The following is an 18239-nucleotide window of genomic DNA, read 5'->3' on the forward strand; positions in this document are numbered from 1 at the left end:
AAAAACTAAAGCTCGCACTTAAATCAACAGTTGCGAGCTTAAATATTGATTAAATTGTAACTAAGCCATAAATACCTAATGACACAAACACACAAGCCGCAATAGCACGTACGGTGTTTAGAGATATTCTTTTTAGTAATGCATTACCAGCGTATATGACAGGCACGTTAGCAATTAGCATACCTAATGTGGTTCCTACCGTTACCCAAAACACAGACTGATATTGTGCCCCTAACAACACCGTCGCTATTTGTGTTTTATCACCAATTTCTGCAATAAAAAATAATACAAAAGCGACTAAAAAAGCCCCGTAGCTATCGTATTTACTACTTACAGCTTCGTCTTTGTCTGGAACTAATAGCCAAAGGCCAACAACAATAAAGCTGATGTTTACAAGCCAAGGCAAATATTCAGAAGAAAAACTATTACTTAACCACTGTCCAAACCACGCTGATAAACCATGATTGAGTAAGGTTGCGGCTAAAATACCAAGAATAAGCGCGCTTTTATTACGAAAACGGGCTGCTAATAGGAGTGATAAAAGCTGAGTTTTGTCGCCTATTTCGGCAAGTGTGACAGTGACGGTTGAGGTTAAAAAAACTTCCATTATTGATTCTTACAGGCGGGAATACTAAACCAAGGCAAACAACTATCTCCCGCCATGAGGATAGTGTCTACCTAGGTCTCGCCGATAACGCTTGCTACAACATTACAAACTTACCATGCACATGAGGTGCAATTATGTTGATAAGTTTACTCATTACTGAGCGGGCTACTCCCCTAAGAGGCGGGCATTATTCCACAAAACTTTTGCGTGGTAAATATTAAGAATCGAATATAGTTAATTTATTCGGGAGTAATAAAGTTAGCTTTTGGCAATTAGTTGATAGTCAGGAAAGGGCGATAAGCCGTCACTCAGGTGAGTTGTCATTAACTTAGTAAGAATAAAAGGAAACTATCTCCTTTTTCATATGTGTAAATAAACTACAGTAAGCATAATATTTATAGCTGGTAATAATTTACACTATTTGATAATAATAGAAGCTCATGAAATAAGGACGTTTTCGCTCTAAGATAGGGAACCTTTGATAAAGCTGTTAGCAGTATGGCATTGACCTGTCGTTAAGGTGACGCAAATGTGTCGTATACAAAAAAGGAGTTTTTGAACAGGATATAGCTTCAATATATTCATGTGAGAAATACAAATGGAAATGAAACTAAACGCTAAAAAAATTATAGAAGAACGTAAAGTCAGAGCTTGGAGTCAGCAACATTTAGCTGATGTTAGTGCTGTAAGTTTAAGAACCATTCAAAGAGTAGAAAATAATGGTTCAGGTTCATTGGAAACTGTTAAAGCATTAGCTTCCTGTTTTGAGCTAGATGTTACTAAGTTATTCCAGCCTGAAATCCCATTAAAGAAAAATCACTCTAAATCCAAAATAGCAGTGTTATCTTCAATGATTGCAGCCATTTTCAGTAGTGTTTTATTTCTAGTGCCATCTACAATGGCATCAGATATTAAGATACACTCAGATAAAGTTACAACATCTAAAAATAATGATTATCGAGTTTACAGTAACAATGTAGAGATTTTCTTGCCAAAAACTCTTACTTATGAAGTGTTAGTTGATTCAAAGTGGGAAACAGCTACACCGGAAATAGCCAGTGGTAGTGTAAAGATCTATTTGGGTAACTCAGTTGTTTTTATTGAAAAAGCAATAATAACAAAAACTGAAAAAGGAACGAAAATCACTACTAATTATGCAAAATTTACTAACACTGACTAATATACTGCTAATAAGTGTCTAAGGTTGCGACCATCCATCTCCGGCCATTCGACAACATAAGATGTTGATAATAATTGACAAGGTATTTTACTGTGTCGGATGGCGCTTCGCTTATCCGATCTGCACTGGCATAAATCGGAAATAACCGACCCGTAAATTCCGTATTTATACATTAAGGTTTTTAAAGCCTTAATGTAATTAATTTTCAACCATTCAACCATTCAACCATTCAACTATTAAAATATTTAGCTAAACCTAATTTTACTTACATTTAAGGTAGGCTCTAATTAACAATGCTCAATTTATGCACTATACTTTAGCTGAATTTAGTTTAGTTTTTTAAAGCTGTCGCGAATTCTCAATTTAAGTGGCACTGGCCAAAAAAAGTTTAAAATAATACATATTAGTTAAATAACAATTGATAACCATTTTCGTTTAGATTAGTATGTACGCACTAAATGAAATTGAGAGTGGTTTGTATTCATGTATATTTGTCTATGTCACGGTGTGACTGATAAAAAAATTGAGCAAACAATTGACGATGGTGCAACGACCATGCGTGAATTAACTAAAGAGCTTAAAGTAGGCAGCCAATGCGGTAAGTGTTGTGGTTGTACTAAAAAGATCCTTAATCGCAGACTTATTCAAATTGCGGATGTAACGGATCAAGTTGCTTAATTACATATAAAATTCAGATATAAAAAAAGCAGCTTTTTAGCTGCTTTTTTTATGCTTGTTACTATTTACAGTTGAGACTGCAAGTAGTTTTTAATACCCGTATTTTTAATAAGCAATTGTTGGGTTTCTAACCAATCAATTTGCTCTTCTTGCTCATTTAAAATGTGATCAAGGGCTTCGCGGGTAATGTAATCTTTTTTGCTTTCAGCCAGTTTTACTGCGCTTTGCAACTCGCCAATAGTATCAAGTTCAAAACTCATATTAGCTGCAATCATTTCTTCGCTGTTTTCACCAATACGTAATCGGCCTAAGTCTTGAAGATTTGGTAAGCCTTCTAAAAACAAAATACGTTCGATTAAACGATCGGCATTTTTCATTTTTTGAATTGATACTTTGTAATCTGCTTTGTCTAGTTGAGTGAAACCAAAATCTTTAAACATGCGTGCATGTAAAAAGTATTGGTTAATACCAACAAGCTCATTAGCGAGTACTTTATTAAGCGCTGCAATAACGTCTTTATCGCCTTTCATAATATGCTCCTACTAAGCCATTTGTGCTTGATGATAATTTTCAGAACCAATCTTATCAATTAAGCCAAGTTGTTGCTCTAACCAGTAAACATGGTCTTCTTCGGTATCAAATAACAGTTTTTCTAAAATGCTACGAGATTGATAATCTTGTTGTTTTTCACATATTGCGATTACATCTTTAACACATGCAACTACTTCAAGCTCTAGTGTTAAATCGTTTTGCATCATGCTTTTTACATCGTTACCGATAAGTAAATCACGGCGCTTAGTCATATTTGGTACACCTTCTAAAAACAAGATGCGCTTAATAAGCCAGTCTGCGTGATCTTTTTCTTCTTCCATCTCGTGGTTAAGGCGCTCGTATAGTTTGTTTAAACCCCAGTCGTCATACATGCGCGAGTGTATAAAATACTGATCGATTGCTGCTAATTCGTTAGCTAACAATGTATTAAACGCATCGATTACTTTTTGATTACCTTTCATGATAAATCGCCTTAACTATTTCAATTGTATGCAGTGTAGTACAAATAGCTTATATTGCAAGTTTTCTCTATAAAAATCATTGCGTTACTATTGGTTTTGATTCTTATTTAAGTTTGCGTTACTGCTTGGTTTATGGACAGTTTTTTATTTTTATTAGTATCTGAGAATGATTACTAGAGGTATTTATAATTAATAAGTAGAGATACTGCTTTTCATATTATCTTTTTAAATAAATAGGCATGCTGATGCCTATTTATTGAGTCTATCACTAATTAAAACTGGTATTTAGTACCTAGGGTGGCCGTTATTCCTAATCCTTTAATATTATATCCACCGTAGGTGTAAGCCTGTGCGCGGGCAGGGTAGTAATCGCTATTAAATAGGTTTTCTATTCCAAAATACCCACTCCACTTGGCGTTAACATTGTATTGGCCACTTAAGTTGAATGTGTTGTAGCTACTAACAGGACCCTGATCGCCCGAGTATTGGCCTTGCGCATTTTTATCAAAACGCTTTCTGTCGCCTACATATAAAAAGCTCATTGCAAGAGATAGTTCGTCATTTGTTTGCCACGTTACATTCGCTGTTGCTTTAGGTGGACTAATTTGGCTTGCGCCTAGATAGTCATCAGCTTCGGTGTTTTTACCTTCTACGTAACTGTATGTGGCGCTTAATTTAAGGTCTTCGGTAATAGTGTAATTAACTAACCCTTCGTAACCCCATATTTCTTGTGGTGCGCGTACAGGTTCGTAAACACCCGTTGTTTCATTATACTCATTACTTGTACCAAGCTCTGAGGTACTTCTGTAAAGAGCAAATTCAAAACGCACGTTTTCAAACTGTGAAGTAAAACCAACTTCGTAATTATCGATTATTGAAGCTTGGGTTTGAATTAGCGCAATATCGTCGACGGTTGCTGCGCGAAGTAAGCGACCTATATCAGAAATATCAGAGCCCTGTGAGTAACTAAAAAACGGGCTAAAGACATCGGTTAAGTTATATTTAATACCGGCATTATAGGTTGTTGCATCGTAATTAATGGTGTCGCCACGCACATTTAATGGTACTGAACATTGCGATGCGGTTTTGCAAAGTTTTAGCGTTTGGTAGTCTCTTACGCTCAAATCAATGCTTTCGTTTCTTACACCCGCTTTTACAATAATGTCGTCGCTTATTACCCATTTGGTTTGTAAAAAGCCAGCCACACTTTCCATGTCCATTTCTGGCACCCACACACGGCCATCTACTAAAGGTTGGGATGTTTTATCGTTTAAGGCATCAATACCGTAGATTAGGGTGGCTGTTACGTTTTCAAAATCAAACTGGCTATTAAATGTAGCTCTTGCACCTTGCTTATCTGATTTAATAACCGATTGACCACCGCTATAACCTTCATCAAGATTGGCTAAAGCGGTTGAGAAAAAGAATACGTTTTCTATATTTTGTTTATACAGATCGAGGGTCATTTGTGTGTTTTCAAACAACGCGTAATCAACATATTTTAGGGTTATATTTTCGTTGCCTTCTGGGCCTTGCGGTTTACCTTGTTTTTGAAGCGCTAAGGGGACGTGTATAGCGTATGTTTTTTCCCCTATATTGCCATCGCCAGTAACATCGCCTAAATCAGTTTTTTGCTGTGAGCTGTAAAAGTTATAGCTAAACTGCAGTTGCTTTTCGTCGTCAAAATCATAAGTTAGTTTGGTAAAATAGTTTTGCGTTTCAGAGTCGGATAAACCATATTGTAAACCTAAAATATCGCCTTCTGCATCGCGTTGTACGCCGTTTTCTTCATAGCTTGCTGTTAACAGATAGCTTAGTTTATCGAGCTTACCGTTTACTGCTGCCGATATTCTACCGCCGCCACTTTCTGCTAATTTAACCGCACTAAAGCGACTTGAAATACTTATTTCGCCTTCAGGCTTACCATCACTGCGAGCCTGTTTTGTTATGTAGTTAATAATGCCACCTGAGGCACCATTACCATAAATAGACGTTGCGCCTTTTATGACTTCAATGCGCGCTATGGCACTTGCATCAAGCGTTTTCACACCTAAAGAACCATTACGAAGAGGGGTTGATTGCGGTACACCATCAATCATTATTAAAGGCGCACGGCCACGGAGTGTTTGTCCTGAATTGCTTGAACTGCCTGTATCTGGGGCAAGTCCTGGAACCATTTGCGCGAGTAAACTTCCCAGTTCTGAGCTTACTTTTAAATGCTGTTGTATTTGTTGCTGATTAATAACGGTAATAGAGGCAGGTACTTCGTCTATGCTTTCTGATATTCGGCTACCAGATACAATCACGTGCTCTAACTGATCAGAAGTGTATTCATTTTTATTATTTTCATTTGCTAACGTGTTAGCACTTATTGCAACAGCAATAAGGCAAAGCGAAGTTTTTAACATGGGGTGTCTTAGTTGATAATAATTTCCGTAATGGTAATTATTATCAACTAATGGCGCAAGTGTTAATGAGATTTATTTCCATTTATGGCGTTTTAACCAAAAATACACACCGCTTACAATAAAAAACGCGAGTGAAAGGGCTATTAATAACCATAAAAACTGCACTATAGGACCTGCAAAATCACCAATGTGAAACTTATACTTAAAGTTCCATGCTTGTGTTGTGAAGTTAGTTTTACTGGCGTCAAATGAGTTTAATACTTTACCAGTAAATGGGTTGGTCCACACCCAACTGTAAGCGTGGCTTTCGCCAGGGTTTTGCATTCTCAGTGCTATTGCTTCGTCGGCTTTTTTAGGTAAATAAATTCTATATACTTTGCCATCTGGAAATACGTTCTCTGCATTTTTAATTGCTTTGTTATAGTCTAAAGTAGCCTGAGAGGGCTGTATTATTTTCGGTGCTTTAGGCCTTTGTTCTACTTTATTAAACGTTACAAATTCTAATACCGATTGAGTTTGTGTTTTCCAATTAAATGCCATGCCAGTGAAGGCAATAAGTACCAGCGGTATAAAAAAGTAAACACCCAGTACGGTATGTAATTGATACATGAGCACTCTAAATTTGGCTTTGGGTTTTATGGCTAAACGTTTAACTCTGTTTTTGGGCTTTACCCATAAATAAAAGCCGAGTAATACATTGATTAAAAGTAGCAATGCACACACCGACATCCAATTTCTAAAGGTTTTTTCACCCTTACTGTTTTCAAACAACAGCCAGCGATGTAATCCCATCGCAAACCCATAAATCGTGTCGGTTGATTCATAGACGTTTAGTACACTCCCTGAGTAGGGATTAACACTCGCGTAGTGTTTATTGGCTAACCTAAATTGCCATGCGGCGTTTGGCGCTTGTTCGGGCATAAAAAAGGTGATTTTTTGCTTAGTTTGAGCTTGTACATTTTGTATAAGTACATCGTAAGGCATTAAGTTTGTTTGTGGCGTTACGAGCCATTTATTTGGTTCTATTAGGTGCTGTATATCTTTTGCATAAATCATAACAGCACCGGTTAAACTCACTATTAATAAAAATAGTCCGCTAATAAGGGCAAGGCCTAAATGAATTCTACGTAACCAAAGTTTCAAAAACGGTATCTCATTATGAGTTAATGGCAACATTGTAAATGATAATACGAGCTGTTTTCAATTAAATAGTTGTGTATTTGGTTGGATTTCTATTATGCAGTTTTCGATATTAAAATTGTCGTGTAAAAAGCTTTTTAAGGTTAGCAAATCAATTGCTTGCTGAGTGCTAATAACAAGCTCGCAGTAGTTTTCTTTATCGTCTAGTTGCCAAAGCTTAATGCTAACTACCGATTCGATATTAAATTCACTACCAATAGCATTCGATATAGCATGTGTGTCGATGTTATTGGGTGCTGCTTGCATTAAAATTTTGCAGCTTTGCTTTAATAGTAAAATGCCATGATAAATTACATAGATAGAAATAAGTACAGTGGCAATTAAATCGACAATGTACCATTGGTATAAAATAATTAAGGTGCCCGCAATAATTACCACAATAGACGCCATTGCATCAGATACGTTATGAATAAAGGCCGCCTTTATATTTATACTGTGATTTGCACCCGCTCGGTAGGTTAAAAATGCGGTTGCTAAATCGATTACCAATGCTATTGCTGCCACCCACACAACTATCCAGCCATTAATTGGTTGAGGGTTTAAATAGCTCGAAATGGCTTCAAAAATTAAATACACGCCAATTAATATTAATGTACAGCTATTAAAAAGTGTGGCGAGTATTTCAGCGCGTTTATAGCCAAAGTGATGAGTGCCGTCAGCAGGTTTATTACCAACTTTACGTGCAACCAAGGCTATAAATATAGCGGCAGCATCACTTAAATTATGAAGGGCATCGGCTATAAGTGACAAACTGCCCGAAAATATCCCGCCAATAACTTGGGCTACGGTTAGCAATACATTAATAACAACCGCGACGGTGAGTTGTTTATTGCTTTGGTTTTCGTCTACATGACTATGTGAGTGATCGTGCGCCATAATGCTCTCAAATGCTTTGATTGAATATTGCTTATATCATGGGTGATTTAAAACAGCTACAGGAGTTATAGCGTAAATGAACGCAATTGTAAGTTAGTAATAAAGACGTACTTTTTTTGAATGCGTGAATTTAAGATCGTAACGCTAAATGTCGATTTTTTAAGGAGTTTACAGCTCAAAACTTGCGTCTTTATATATTTAGTGCATTAATGTAAGTAATATTAAATGATTAAAAGCTGCTGGGTATTAAGCATGGACAAAGGTTTAAACTTTGGTGAATTAACAGGTAAAGGACAATCTGTTCGAAGTAAGTTAATTATAACCTTTATAATTATAGCCTTAGGGCCACTTTGTATACTTACGTGGTTTAGTCTTGAACACGTAAATCGCACCCTTAAACAAAATGCAGACACTGAACTAAACGAGCTCAATAATATAGGTAAGCAATTTGCTGATATTTGGTTTGCGGACCATGTTAAAGACTTATATTTGCTCAGGACACAGTTTGATATTAGCCCTGCTAAAAAGCAAAAATTAATCAGTCAATTTGTTGAGCAGTACGACTTTGTTAATAATGTAGAGCTTATTGATGTAGACCTCGTTAATTCACTCCCCACATCCCCCTTTTTTAATGTTATTAAAGATCAACGCTTTAACGACATTCGTTCTGGTATTAAAAATACAGGAAAAATTCAATTTCAGTCAATGACTGTCTCAGGGCGTGAGTATCATATTATTGGTTTACCGGTATTAAATGGCGAAAATAAGTTACAAACCATATTGCTCGCAGATATAAATTTAAACGGCTTATTGAATAATCTAAGTAAAATACACACAGCTAATAAAGACATAACATTTTATGTTATGCACAATAATAAAATTCAAAAGAGTAATAATACAGACGATGCCCAACCACTATTTTTCTCTCAGAATGGCTCACCAACACAACGTGTTTTTTCTTATAGTAATAAAGATGAAGCCACTTTATATGGGTATATTAATTCTTTAGAGTTTTTAAATGAATCTGGTTGGCAATTACTTGTATCAAAACCAAAAGACGTTGCATTGCAAGGGTCTAATTATTATAAGCAGCTCGCTATATTAACAAATATGGGGGCGTTACTACTTATATTAACGTCGTCGTGGTGGTTTGGTCGTCGGCTTTCTCGTCCTTTAATTAACTTAGCTAAAATTGTTGAAAACATCACCAAAGGTGATGTGGTTAAAGTGCCAATAATAAACGACAGCATAGAGTTTAATCAGCTTTCATTAGGCCTGCGTAAGTTAGTGGCCGTAAAAGCAGAACAGCAAAGCATACTGCAAAAACAACGCTCTGCACTTCAAATTGCATTAAAACAATTAGCTGAGCAAAAAAGCGCATTAGATGAACATGCCATTGTTGCAGTAACTGATCTGCATGGCACCATTACTTTTGTAAATAAGAAATTTTGCGAAATTAGTGGCTATGATGAATATGAATTAATAGGTCAAAACCATCGTATTTTAAATTCAGGAAAGCACGAAAAAGAATTTTTTAAAAATATGTATAAAACCCTCAAACGCGGAGATGTATGGAACGGGCAAATATGCAATAAAGCGAAGCATGGTGGTTTTTATTGGGTAGATACGACCATTGCGCCATTTTTAGATGAAAGCGGTAAACCGCAAAGCTATATTGCTATTCGTACCGATATGACATTTCTTAAACTGCAAGAACTAGAACTTGAGCAGCATAAAACACAGTTGCAGTTAGTGATAGATACAACTGCTGTAGGTATTTGGGATTGGTATATTGATACTAACGTAGCTGTTTTAAATAACCGTTGGGCTGAAATTATAGGGTATAAACTCAGCGAAATAGAGCCTTGTACAATACAAACTTGGTATAAATTTATTCACCCAGAGGATTTAATTGAATCAGACTTAAAGCTAAAAGCGCACTTTGCTGGTGAAACAGATTACTACGAAAGTGAAGCGCGTATGAAGCATAAAAATGGCCACTGGGTGTGGGTGCTTGATACAGCTAAAGTGGTTGAATGGAATAGTGATGGTTCGCCTAAGCGAATGATAGGTACTCACTTAGATATCTCAGATAAAAAAGCAACTGAACTTGAACTGCAAGGAAGCCGAGATAGATTTGCATCTTTGGTATCAAATATACCGGGTATTATTTATCGGTGTAAATTTGATGATAAATTAAGCACACTTTATATGAGTGAGCAAGCAAGTGAGATAACAGGCTATTCACCTGATGAGTTGATAGGCAATGATGCTCTAAGCTTTTTTGATTTAATATGCGAAGACGATTCTAAAAAAATAAAAGCTGAAATTTTACGCTGTGCCAGTGCTAAGCAGTCATGGTCTGTTGAGTATAGAATTACAGCTCGCGATGGCTCTTTGCATTGGGTAAATGAAAAAGGCCAAGCGATTTACGATGAAACTGGTAACGTTTTGTATTTAGATGGATTTATTTTAGATATTACAGAGCGATACAATACGCAATTAAAAATAAATCGTCAGCAAAGCTTGCTAGAGTCAATGAGTAAGCAAGGGCAGATTGGTGCATGGGAAATTGACTTAGAAGCACATACGCTTTATTGGTCTGATGAAGTTAAAGTTATCCACGAAGTACCAGAGGGTTTTGAGCCTAGTATTGATACCGCAATTGATTTTTATAAACCAGGAGTGCACCGAGATACTATAAATACTTTGTTTGAATGCGCAGTAACATTAGGTGAAAGCTGGAGTGTTGAACTTATTATTTTAACCTATGCTGGGCAAGAACGCTGGGTTAAATCGATGGGGCAAACAGAGTTTAAAGATGGTAAATGTGTGCGTGTTTTTGGCTCATTTCAAAGTATCGATGCACATAAACGCCTTGAACTTGAAAGCGAAAAAGCCAATAGATATAACAAAAACTTAGCCGCGCTTACGGTTGCACCTGAAGTACAAAATAGTGATGTAGAGCAAGTTAAAAAGCTAGCGGTTAAATCTATGTGTGAAGTGCTAAATATTGCACGTGCGTCGGTATGGATTTTTAACGAACAACGAGACGCAATGGCGTGTCATAGCTTATATATAGATGGGCAAGGGTTTGTAGATACAGATGCTGTTTTAACTGCTAAAGACTATCCTGCATATTATAACGCCATTTATGAGCAAAACTTAGTGGCTATTGATGATGTTTATACTCACCCGGCCACTGTTGATTTTATAGAAGCGTATGCAAAACCACTCGATATTAAATCAATACTTGATGCTGTTATAGCAACAGGCGATGGTAATTTAGGTGTTTTATGTGCTGAAACTGTTGGCGAGCACCACTATTGGACGCAAAGTGAAGAAACCTATCTTCGATCATTAGCTACTTTAGTGGGCAGTACGTTGGTTTCTCAAAAACGAAAAGTAATTAGTGAAGAGCTTAAAATTGCGCTTGTAAAAGCAGAGGATGCAGCTATTGCTAAGAGCCAATTTTTAGCAACGATGAGTCACGAAATAAGAACGCCAATGAATGGTGTACTTGGTATGTTAGAGCTTGTTCAATTAGAGTCATTACCTAAACCAATAGAAACTAAAGTCGATATAGCCAAAACAAGTGCACATTCTTTATTGGGTGTCATTAACGATATTTTAGATTTTTCTAAAGCTGAAGCGGGTAAAATTGAGCTTGAAGAAATTAACTTTAATGCCCGCGATTTAATTGGTGAAGTTGCTGCCGCGCAAGCATTTACAGCTCAAGACAAAGGGATTGAAATAATTTTAGATTTGGTTGCACTTGAACCTTCGCAGTTATGCGGTGATCCTGGGCGAATTCGCCAAGTACTTACTAATTTACTAAGTAACGCCGTTAAGTTTACGAGTAAAGGCGAGGTTGTTGTAAGTGCGAAAGTTAATAAAGTGGCTCAAGGCTTAGAATTTATTGTCAGTATAAAAGACTCAGGTATAGGGATCAGTTTAGAAAAACAGCAGCAATTATTTACTCCGTTTTCTCAAGTAGATGCATCAACAACGCGTGAATACGGGGGCAGTGGCTTAGGGCTGGCTATTTGTAAGCAGCTTTGTGAGCTAATGGGTGGGGCAATTTCTCTTAGTAGTGAAGCCGGCGAAGGAAGTACCTTTACTGCCACTATAATGCTGACCCCTGGCGATCAAAAAGAGCGTTATATTCCTAATATTAATATGAAAGAGTTAACGGTTTTAGTTGTTGATGATAACGAAACAAATCGGATAGTAATTTTACAACAGCTTGAGCATTGGGGCGCTAAGGTTGCGCTTGCATGCGATGCACATCAAGCACTTGATATGTGCGCGCAGCAATATGAAAGCAAAAATTGTATGTACGATATTGCAGTGCTTGATATGCAAATGCCAGGAATGGACGGCATAGAGCTTTGTAAAGCACTAAAAGCACATGCACATTATAAATCAATGCCACTTGTAATGATGACTAGTATTGCTGGTATGGAAGGCGCTCAGCGTTATTCTGACGCTGGCTTTCAGGCATATTTTCCTAAACCAGTAACCACTGCCGATTTAATTTCTGCACTGTCGGTTATAACGAGTAATGATGCAGGCGAGACACTTCCACTTGTTACGTCAGGCTATATTTCGTCACTTAAAAAAGAAAAGGTGCAGGAATCTGCCCAAATACTACTTGTAGAAGATAATCCCATTAACCAACAGGTGGCTAAATTAATGCTCAAAAAGCTTAATTGTGACGTTACGATTGCCGGGAATGGTCAATTGGCAATTGATATATTAAAAGCGCATGATTCAGGATTCTTTAAGCTTGTACTTATGGATTGCCAAATGCCAGTTTTGGATGGCTTTGGGGCAACTGCAGCTATACGCGAAGGGGTCGCGGGTGAGCAGCACAAAAATATAAAAATTATTGCCATCACTGCTAATGCAATGGACTCCGATAAAGAGCGCTGTATAACTGCTGGAATGGATGATTACTTGAGTAAACCTATTCAATTAGATATTTTAAAAGATAAATTAGAGCTGTATATTTAAGGTCAAAATACAATGAGTAAACCCGTTATAATACGTGATGCAAAACCAAGTGACGCAAAAACAATTTTGCACTTTATTACCGAACTTGCCATATACGAAAAAGAACCTGATGCGGTAAAAACAGATGAACAAGCAATTCTAGATACTTTGTTTAGCGAAGGATCAACCGCGCACAGCATAATTTGTTTAGAAGGCGATGAGCCAATTGGTTTTGCAGTATATTTTTATAATTACTCTACCTGGTTAGGTAAAAATGGCCTGTACCTAGAAGATTTATATGTAAGCCCTGATAGTCGTGGCAATGGTGCAGGCAAAGCCATTATGAAGCACTTAGCTAATAATGCGATTAGTAATAACTGTGGCCGTTTTGAATGGGTGGTCCTTGATTGGAATAAACCCGCTATCGATTTTTACAATAGCATTGGTGCAAAGCCACAAAACGAATGGATTATATATCGCTTAACAGGGCAGGAATTATTAGATTTCGCTAAATAGTTAATGAAAATCATTTGCATTTGCGTTGTTGGGTGTGTAAGTTAAATACACACTCAATAATTAAATGTGCAGATGATTATATGATCTCAAGTCAAAAACAGCCCCAGCCAGATCTACTCTATCTTGAACAAGCATTAAGCCCTTGGCAGTCGAACATAATGCAAGGTAATTATGCATTTGAACAAGGTGCTTTACTCGAAGCACGCGATAAATACTTATTAGCCAAAACACTCGCAGATCATCTCCTTCAGCAGTTTTTATACGCTCAGATTAATAATAATGCCATTCATGCTATTGAGCATTGTATACCCGCACTTGTTGTTGCTTCACATAATTTAGCTGATACCTATATTGCTATGCAACAGCCTGAAAATGCATGTAAATGGTTATGCGAAGTACACTTAACACTCTCTTCATTAATTAAGCATACTCATTACGATATACAAAAAGTGAGTAAGCATCATTACATTAAAACTTCCTCTGAACTTGTATCATTTGCACAGCGTTATCCTTCTTTTCCAGAACTGATTGAGCAAGTGAATTTTTGCTTATGCTCTAAAGACTCAACAAACAGCCTGCTACATTAAAATAAAGGAGTAATTTATGGCGTTTACCTTGCCAGCACTTAATTATGAATACGATGCGCTTGAGCCTCATTTAGACAGCAAAACTATGCATATTCACCACACATTGCATCATCAAACGTATATCAATAAAGCCAATGCTGCTTTAGCAGATACTGTATATGCAACCGCAAATGCTGAAAAATTACTTAAGGGAATAAACAGCCTGCCTAGTAATTTGCAAAAAGCAGTACAAGAGCATGTAGGAGGGCATTTTAATCACAGCTTATTTTGGCAGATAATGAGCCCACAAGGAGGAGGTGAACCTGAAGGTATTGTGGCTCAGGTTATTAATGAGCAACTAGGCAGTTTTGATAGATTTAAAGACCAATTTACAGCCGCGGCAATTAGCCAATTTGGTAGTGGTTGGGCGTGGTTATGTGTAACGCCGGATGAAAAGTTGATTGTAGAAAATAGTGCTAATCAAGATTGCCCTTTAATGCAGGGAAATATCCCTATTTTGGGACTTGATGTATGGGAGCATGCCTATTATTTGAAGTATCAAAATAAACGTCCTGATTATATTGCTGCATTTTATAATGTAATTAATTGGAAAGAAGTACAAAGGCGTTATTTATTGGCTATTGGTTGAGTGCCGAATATGGCTAGTAATACAGTTTTTTTTGTATAAGCTAGGCTCTATAAGGTTTAATTTATAGAGCCGTTTATGGACACTTCACATTGGCAAAAAGCACGTCAGAGTCGCGATCCTCGTTTTGACGGGCTTTTTTACGTAGCGGTAAAAAGTACCGGTATTTATTGCAGACCTATTTGCCCTGCGCCAACGGCTCACGAAAAAAACGTTGCTTATTATCAGTTTGCTCATAACGCGGCGCAAGATGGTTTTAGACCCTGTATACGATGCAGACCCGATAGTGCCCCAGGCAGCGCAGCATGGCAGGGTACAAAAACGACTGCACTTAGAGCAAAACAGTTAATAGATCAAAATGACGAGCACGATTGCGAAAAATTAGCAGCTCGTTTAGGTGTAAGTAGTCGTTATTTAAGACAGTTGTTTAAGCAGTATTTTGGCGTGTCAATTACGCAATATCGATTATTTAACCAATGTCACTTTGCTAAAAAGCTGATTCAAGAAACACATTTACCCCTTACCGAAATAGCGTTTTCCGCAGGCTTTAAAAGCATTAGGCGCTTTAATGATGCTTTTTTACAGCAGTTAAATATAGCTCCCTCAAAGCTGCGCAGTGGCGATAAAAAACCAACATCAACACTCACTTTAACGCTACCATTTAGGCCGCCTTATAATTGGCCTGCTTTGCAGAGCTTTTTACAAAGGCGTTTGATAAAACCAATGGAGTGGATAACGCAAACGAGTTACGGGCGCACTTTTGCAAGTGAGGAATATAAAGGAAGCTTTACCGCTGAATTTATAGCGAGTAAAAACCATTTTAGTGTATCTATCGATATAGATAATACGGTTTATTTGCAATCGGTTATAAATAATATACGTCGTGTGCTTGATTTAGATGCCGATATTAATTTAATTCAAATGCATTTAAGGGCCAATATAAACAACGCATTTACAGTGTGTGAAGGGCTCAGGCTTCCCGGGATTTGGTCAAGCTTTGAAGCCGGTATAAGGGCAGTACTTGGGCAACAAGTGAGTGTTACTGCCGCGCATAATTTAGTAACAAAGTTAGTTGATGAATTAGGCGAAAAAGAGGGCGATGTTATTTACTTCCCCGCAGCTAAAATTGTTGCTAATAGTGACTTTGCATTTTTTAAAATGCCACAAGCGCGCAAAAATGCACTGCATAACTTAGCCCAGTTTTGTGCTTTAAACTCCGAAAACGACGATTTAGACGAGTGGCTTAGCTTAAAGGGAATGGTCCTTGGACAGTAAATTATGCAAAGTTGCGAGGGCAAAGCCAGCCCGATATATTACTTGATGGCGACTTAGGTGTTAAAAAAGCTCAAGCGGCGGCAAACCCTTTCGTACCTGCTAACAGCGCTCCTTTTCGCTCTTACTTAACTTTTCAACTTTGGCAGCAATTATAATGATCATTCAAACATCCATTTCGAGCCCTATAGACGACATAATTATTCAAGCGACCGAGAAAGGCGTGAGTTACGTTGGGTTTTATCCACCAGTTGAACACCCTCATACGCCATTTGAGCAAGTCGCTAACAAGGCGGTGCTTATTTGTGCTGCGCAGTTAAATGAGTACTTTGCAAAAAAACGCACTACTTTTGATGTACCACTTGATACAAACGGTACAGCATTTCAACAAAGCGTATGGCAAGCACTATTAACGGTGCCTTTTGGGCAATCGCAAACATACGGCTATATTGCAAACCAACTCAATAACCCAAAAGCAGTGAGGGCGGTAGGTGCTGCTAATGGTAAAAATCCGATTAGCATAATAGTGCCTTGTCATAGGATCATTGGCGCAAATGCAAAGCTAACGGGTTATGCAGGGGGGCTTGATAGAAAACGTTGGTTACTGAAACACGAAGGATTAATGTAAATTAATTTAATATTAAGGTAGCATAAGCGCACTTTTTATAAAATGGCACTGCAATGGCTCAATTATACTTTTACTACTCTGCAATGAATGCAGGTAAATCAACCACGTTATTACAATCTGCATTTAATTATAAAGAACGTGGCATGGAACCTGTGATCCTTACTGCTGCCATTGATGATAGACAAGGCGTGGGTAAAGTATCGTCTCGTATTGGCTTGCAAGCAGATGCGCATGTATTTGATGCTAGCAAAGATGTTTTTGATCTTATTCAATCACTCAACAATGATAAAAAACGCCATTGTGTATTAGTTGACGAGTGCCAATTTTTATCAAAAGAACAAGTAATGCAATTAACCGATGTGGTTGATGAGTTAGGTATACCGGTACTGTGTTATGGCTTGCGTAACGACTTTAGAGGCGAGTTATTTATAGGGTCGCAATATTTGCTTGCGTGGGCTGATAAGTTAGTTGAGCTTAAAACTGTATGCCACTGCGGGCGTAAAGCTAACCATGTACTGCGTACCGATGAAAATGGTGATGCAATAGCCGATGGTAACCAAGTAGAAATTGGCGGCAATGACCGATATGTTTCGGTATGCCGCAAACATTATAAAGCCGCGTTAAATATGGGCCGACAAAGCATTTAAAAATGTATCAATATCTTCGCGCGTAATATCTAAATGCGTTACTAGCCTAAGCTGCTTGCTTGGGCTAAATAATATACCTTGTTGTTTAAGCGCTTGTGCAACCTCTTCAATGTTTATACTGCTAGTGTACGTTGCATAAACCATATTAGTGGTGTTGCTCATATCAACAGTAAAACCACTTATCTCACTTAATTTTTGCGCTAAATAGCGTGCATTTGCATGATCGTCTTTTAAGCGATTTACATTGTGCTCAAGTGCGTACTGCCCAGCGGCTGCAAGCATTCCGGCTTGGCGCATACCGCCACCAAGTACTTTTCTCCATCGCCTTGCTTTATTAATAAGTGCTGGTGAACCTAATAATAAAGAGCCAACGGGTGCACCTAAACCTTTAGATAAACAAATAGAAACTGAATCAAAATGTTTTGTAATGTCAGTTATATCAACATTTAGCTCAACAGCGGCATTAAAAGCACGTGCGCCGTCTAAGTGCAGCGCTAAATTATGTGTATTAACAAATTCGCGTGCTTGGGCTAGGTATTCAAGCGGGAGCACTTTGCCGCCAATGGTGTTTTCGAGGCTAAGTAATCGAGTTTTAGCAAAATGGCAATCGTCTGGTTTTATAGCCGCCGCTATTTTACTAAAAGGGATGCTGCCATCAGCTTCGTTTTCGATAGGCTGTGGTTGCACAGATCCTAAAACGGCTGCACCGCCACCTTCAAATTTATAGTTATGCGCATTTTGGCCACAAATATATTCGTCACCTCGCTCACAATGCGCCATTATTGCAAGTAAGTTGGCTTGTGTTCCTGAGCTACAATAAAGTGCGGCTTTAAAGTTAAAACGCTTACACGCATAGGCTTCTAGTTGGTTAACGCTTTCATCATCACCGTATACATCGTCACCAACCGGTGCGCTGTACATAATATCGCGCATTTTTTTTGTTGGTTTTGTAACTGTATCAGAGCGAAAATCTATCATGATTGCCTTATCCTTTTTATTGTTTTAAA

At 37.7% G+C, this 18239-nt stretch carries 15 protein-coding genes and 1 pseudogene; 9 read left to right on the top strand and 7 right to left on the bottom strand.

Annotation, left to right across the window (positions count from 1 at the left end; all coding sequences use genetic code 11):
- Window positions 1–49 precede the first annotated feature (49 nt).
- Complete coding sequence (locus I6F54_RS00100) at window positions 50–607, bottom strand: TMEM165/GDT1 family protein (RefSeq protein ID WP_165728421.1); 558 nt, start codon at window positions 605–607, stop codon at window positions 50–52.
- A gap of 598 nt (window positions 608–1205) precedes the next feature.
- On the opposite strand from I6F54_RS00100, the gene I6F54_RS00105 reads away from it, so the two are divergent.
- Both I6F54_RS00105 and I6F54_RS00110 read left to right on the top strand, forming a co-directional pair.
- Window positions 1206–1787 carry a helix-turn-helix transcriptional regulator gene (locus I6F54_RS00105; protein ID WP_101164255.1) on the top strand — a complete coding sequence of 194 codons (582 nt, stop codon included), beginning with the start codon at window positions 1206–1208 and terminating at the stop codon, window positions 1785–1787.
- A 483-nt stretch (window positions 1788–2270) separates the two neighbouring features.
- Window positions 2271–2465: a (2Fe-2S)-binding protein gene (locus I6F54_RS00110; protein WP_002960627.1), complete on the top strand. Its 195-nt coding sequence runs from the start codon at window positions 2271–2273 to the stop codon at window positions 2463–2465.
- 65 nt (window positions 2466–2530) lie between these two features.
- On the opposite strand, the gene bfr (I6F54_RS00115) is transcribed toward I6F54_RS00110, so the two are convergent.
- From bfr (I6F54_RS00115) to I6F54_RS00135, 5 genes are all read right to left on the bottom strand, one after another.
- A complete protein-coding gene (bfr, locus tag I6F54_RS00115; protein ID WP_024593101.1) occupies window positions 2531–2995 on the bottom strand; it encodes a bacterioferritin in 465 nt (154 codons plus the stop codon).
- Between the two features lie 12 nt (window positions 2996–3007).
- Window positions 3008–3478, bottom strand: coding sequence for a bacterioferritin (bfr, locus tag I6F54_RS00120; RefSeq protein WP_197139309.1), 471 nt, complete (start codon window positions 3476–3478; stop codon window positions 3008–3010).
- A 272-nt stretch (window positions 3479–3750) separates the two neighbouring features.
- Entirely contained in the window at window positions 3751–5886 is a 2136-nt protein-coding gene (locus I6F54_RS00125; RefSeq protein ID WP_197139310.1) for a TonB-dependent receptor, read from the bottom strand.
- 72 nt (window positions 5887–5958) lie between these two features.
- On the bottom strand, window positions 5959–7029 hold the full coding sequence (locus tag I6F54_RS00130; RefSeq protein WP_197139311.1) for a PepSY-associated TM helix domain-containing protein: 1071 nt from the start codon (window positions 7027–7029) through the stop codon (window positions 5959–5961).
- A 57-nt stretch (window positions 7030–7086) separates the two neighbouring features.
- Window positions 7087–7962: a cation diffusion facilitator family transporter gene (locus I6F54_RS00135; protein WP_165740457.1), complete on the bottom strand. Its 876-nt coding sequence runs from the start codon at window positions 7960–7962 to the stop codon at window positions 7087–7089.
- Window positions 7963–8214: 252 nt separating this feature from the next.
- Between I6F54_RS00135 and I6F54_RS00140 the strand changes: the two genes are divergently transcribed.
- From I6F54_RS00140 to I6F54_RS00170, 7 genes and pseudogenes are all read left to right on the top strand, one after another.
- Window positions 8215–12978, top strand: a complete 4764-nt coding sequence (locus I6F54_RS00140) for a PAS domain-containing protein (protein ID WP_197139312.1) — start codon at window positions 8215–8217, stop codon at window positions 12976–12978.
- Between the two features lie 12 nt (window positions 12979–12990).
- Window positions 12991–13473, top strand: coding sequence for a GNAT family N-acetyltransferase (locus tag I6F54_RS00145; protein WP_165740462.1), 483 nt, complete (start codon window positions 12991–12993; stop codon window positions 13471–13473).
- A gap of 80 nt (window positions 13474–13553) precedes the next feature.
- The gene (locus I6F54_RS00150; protein ID WP_165740464.1) at window positions 13554–14060 is read left to right on the top strand and encodes a hypothetical protein; all 507 of its coding nucleotides are present in this window, start codon (window positions 13554–13556) and stop codon (window positions 14058–14060) included.
- Window positions 14061–14076: 16 nt separating this feature from the next.
- Window positions 14077–14688, top strand: coding sequence for a superoxide dismutase (locus I6F54_RS00155; RefSeq protein ID WP_197139313.1), 612 nt, complete (start codon window positions 14077–14079; stop codon window positions 14686–14688).
- A 75-nt stretch (window positions 14689–14763) separates the two neighbouring features.
- Window positions 14764–16115: pseudogene (locus I6F54_RS00160) on the top strand (DNA-3-methyladenine glycosylase 2 family protein).
- Window positions 16115–16585: a methylated-DNA--[protein]-cysteine S-methyltransferase gene (locus I6F54_RS00165; protein ID WP_197139314.1), complete on the top strand. Its 471-nt coding sequence runs from the start codon at window positions 16115–16117 to the stop codon at window positions 16583–16585. Before I6F54_RS00160 ends, I6F54_RS00165 begins: the two are co-directional and overlap by 1 nt.
- Before the next feature lie 53 nt (window positions 16586–16638).
- The gene (locus I6F54_RS00170; RefSeq protein ID WP_166377125.1) at window positions 16639–17232 is read left to right on the top strand and encodes a thymidine kinase; all 594 of its coding nucleotides are present in this window, start codon (window positions 16639–16641) and stop codon (window positions 17230–17232) included.
- On the opposite strand, the gene ltaE is transcribed toward I6F54_RS00170, so the two are convergent.
- Window positions 17206–18210 (bottom strand): low-specificity L-threonine aldolase, encoded by a 1005-nt coding sequence (ltaE, locus tag I6F54_RS00175; RefSeq protein ID WP_197139315.1) that lies wholly within the window; start codon window positions 18208–18210, stop codon window positions 17206–17208. The two genes, I6F54_RS00170 and ltaE, sit on opposite strands and share 27 nt — an antisense overlap.
- Window positions 18211–18239: the final 29 nt, after the last annotated feature.

The sequence above is a fragment of the Pseudoalteromonas sp. SWXJZ10B genome, from assembly GCF_015864475.1.
GTDB classification, from domain to species: Bacteria; Pseudomonadota; Gammaproteobacteria; order Enterobacterales; family Alteromonadaceae; genus Pseudoalteromonas; species Pseudoalteromonas arctica.

Bases quoted from the DNA above. Each gene is read 5' to 3' on its own strand.
- I6F54_RS00100 (WP_165728421.1), bottom strand. From the start codon at position 607: ATGGAAGTTTTTTTAACCTCAACCGTCACTGTCACACTTGCCGAAATA.
- I6F54_RS00105 (WP_101164255.1), top strand. From the start codon at position 1,206: ATGGAAATGAAACTAAACGCTAAAAAAATTATAGAAGAACGTAAAGTC.
- I6F54_RS00110 (WP_002960627.1), top strand. From the start codon at position 2,271: ATGTATATTTGTCTATGTCACGGTGTGACTGATAAAAAAATTGAGCAA.
- bfr (WP_024593101.1), bottom strand. From the start codon at position 2,995: ATGAAAGGCGATAAAGACGTTATTGCAGCGCTTAATAAAGTACTCGCT.
- bfr (WP_197139309.1), bottom strand. From the start codon at position 3,478: ATGAAAGGTAATCAAAAAGTAATCGATGCGTTTAATACATTGTTAGCT.
- I6F54_RS00125 (WP_197139310.1), bottom strand. From the start codon at position 5,886: ATGTTAAAAACTTCGCTTTGCCTTATTGCTGTTGCAATAAGTGCTAAC.
- I6F54_RS00135 (WP_165740457.1), bottom strand. From the start codon at position 7,962: ATGGCGCACGATCACTCACATAGTCATGTAGACGAAAACCAAAGCAAT.
- I6F54_RS00140 (WP_197139312.1), top strand. From the start codon at position 8,215: ATGGACAAAGGTTTAAACTTTGGTGAATTAACAGGTAAAGGACAATCT.
- I6F54_RS00145 (WP_165740462.1), top strand. From the start codon at position 12,991: ATGAGTAAACCCGTTATAATACGTGATGCAAAACCAAGTGACGCAAAA.
- I6F54_RS00150 (WP_165740464.1), top strand. From the start codon at position 13,554: ATGATCTCAAGTCAAAAACAGCCCCAGCCAGATCTACTCTATCTTGAA.
- I6F54_RS00155 (WP_197139313.1), top strand. From the start codon at position 14,077: ATGGCGTTTACCTTGCCAGCACTTAATTATGAATACGATGCGCTTGAG.
- I6F54_RS00165 (WP_197139314.1), top strand. From the start codon at position 16,115: ATGATCATTCAAACATCCATTTCGAGCCCTATAGACGACATAATTATT.
- I6F54_RS00170 (WP_166377125.1), top strand. From the start codon at position 16,639: ATGGCTCAATTATACTTTTACTACTCTGCAATGAATGCAGGTAAATCA.
- ltaE (WP_197139315.1), bottom strand. From the start codon at position 18,210: ATGATAGATTTTCGCTCTGATACAGTTACAAAACCAACAAAAAAAATG.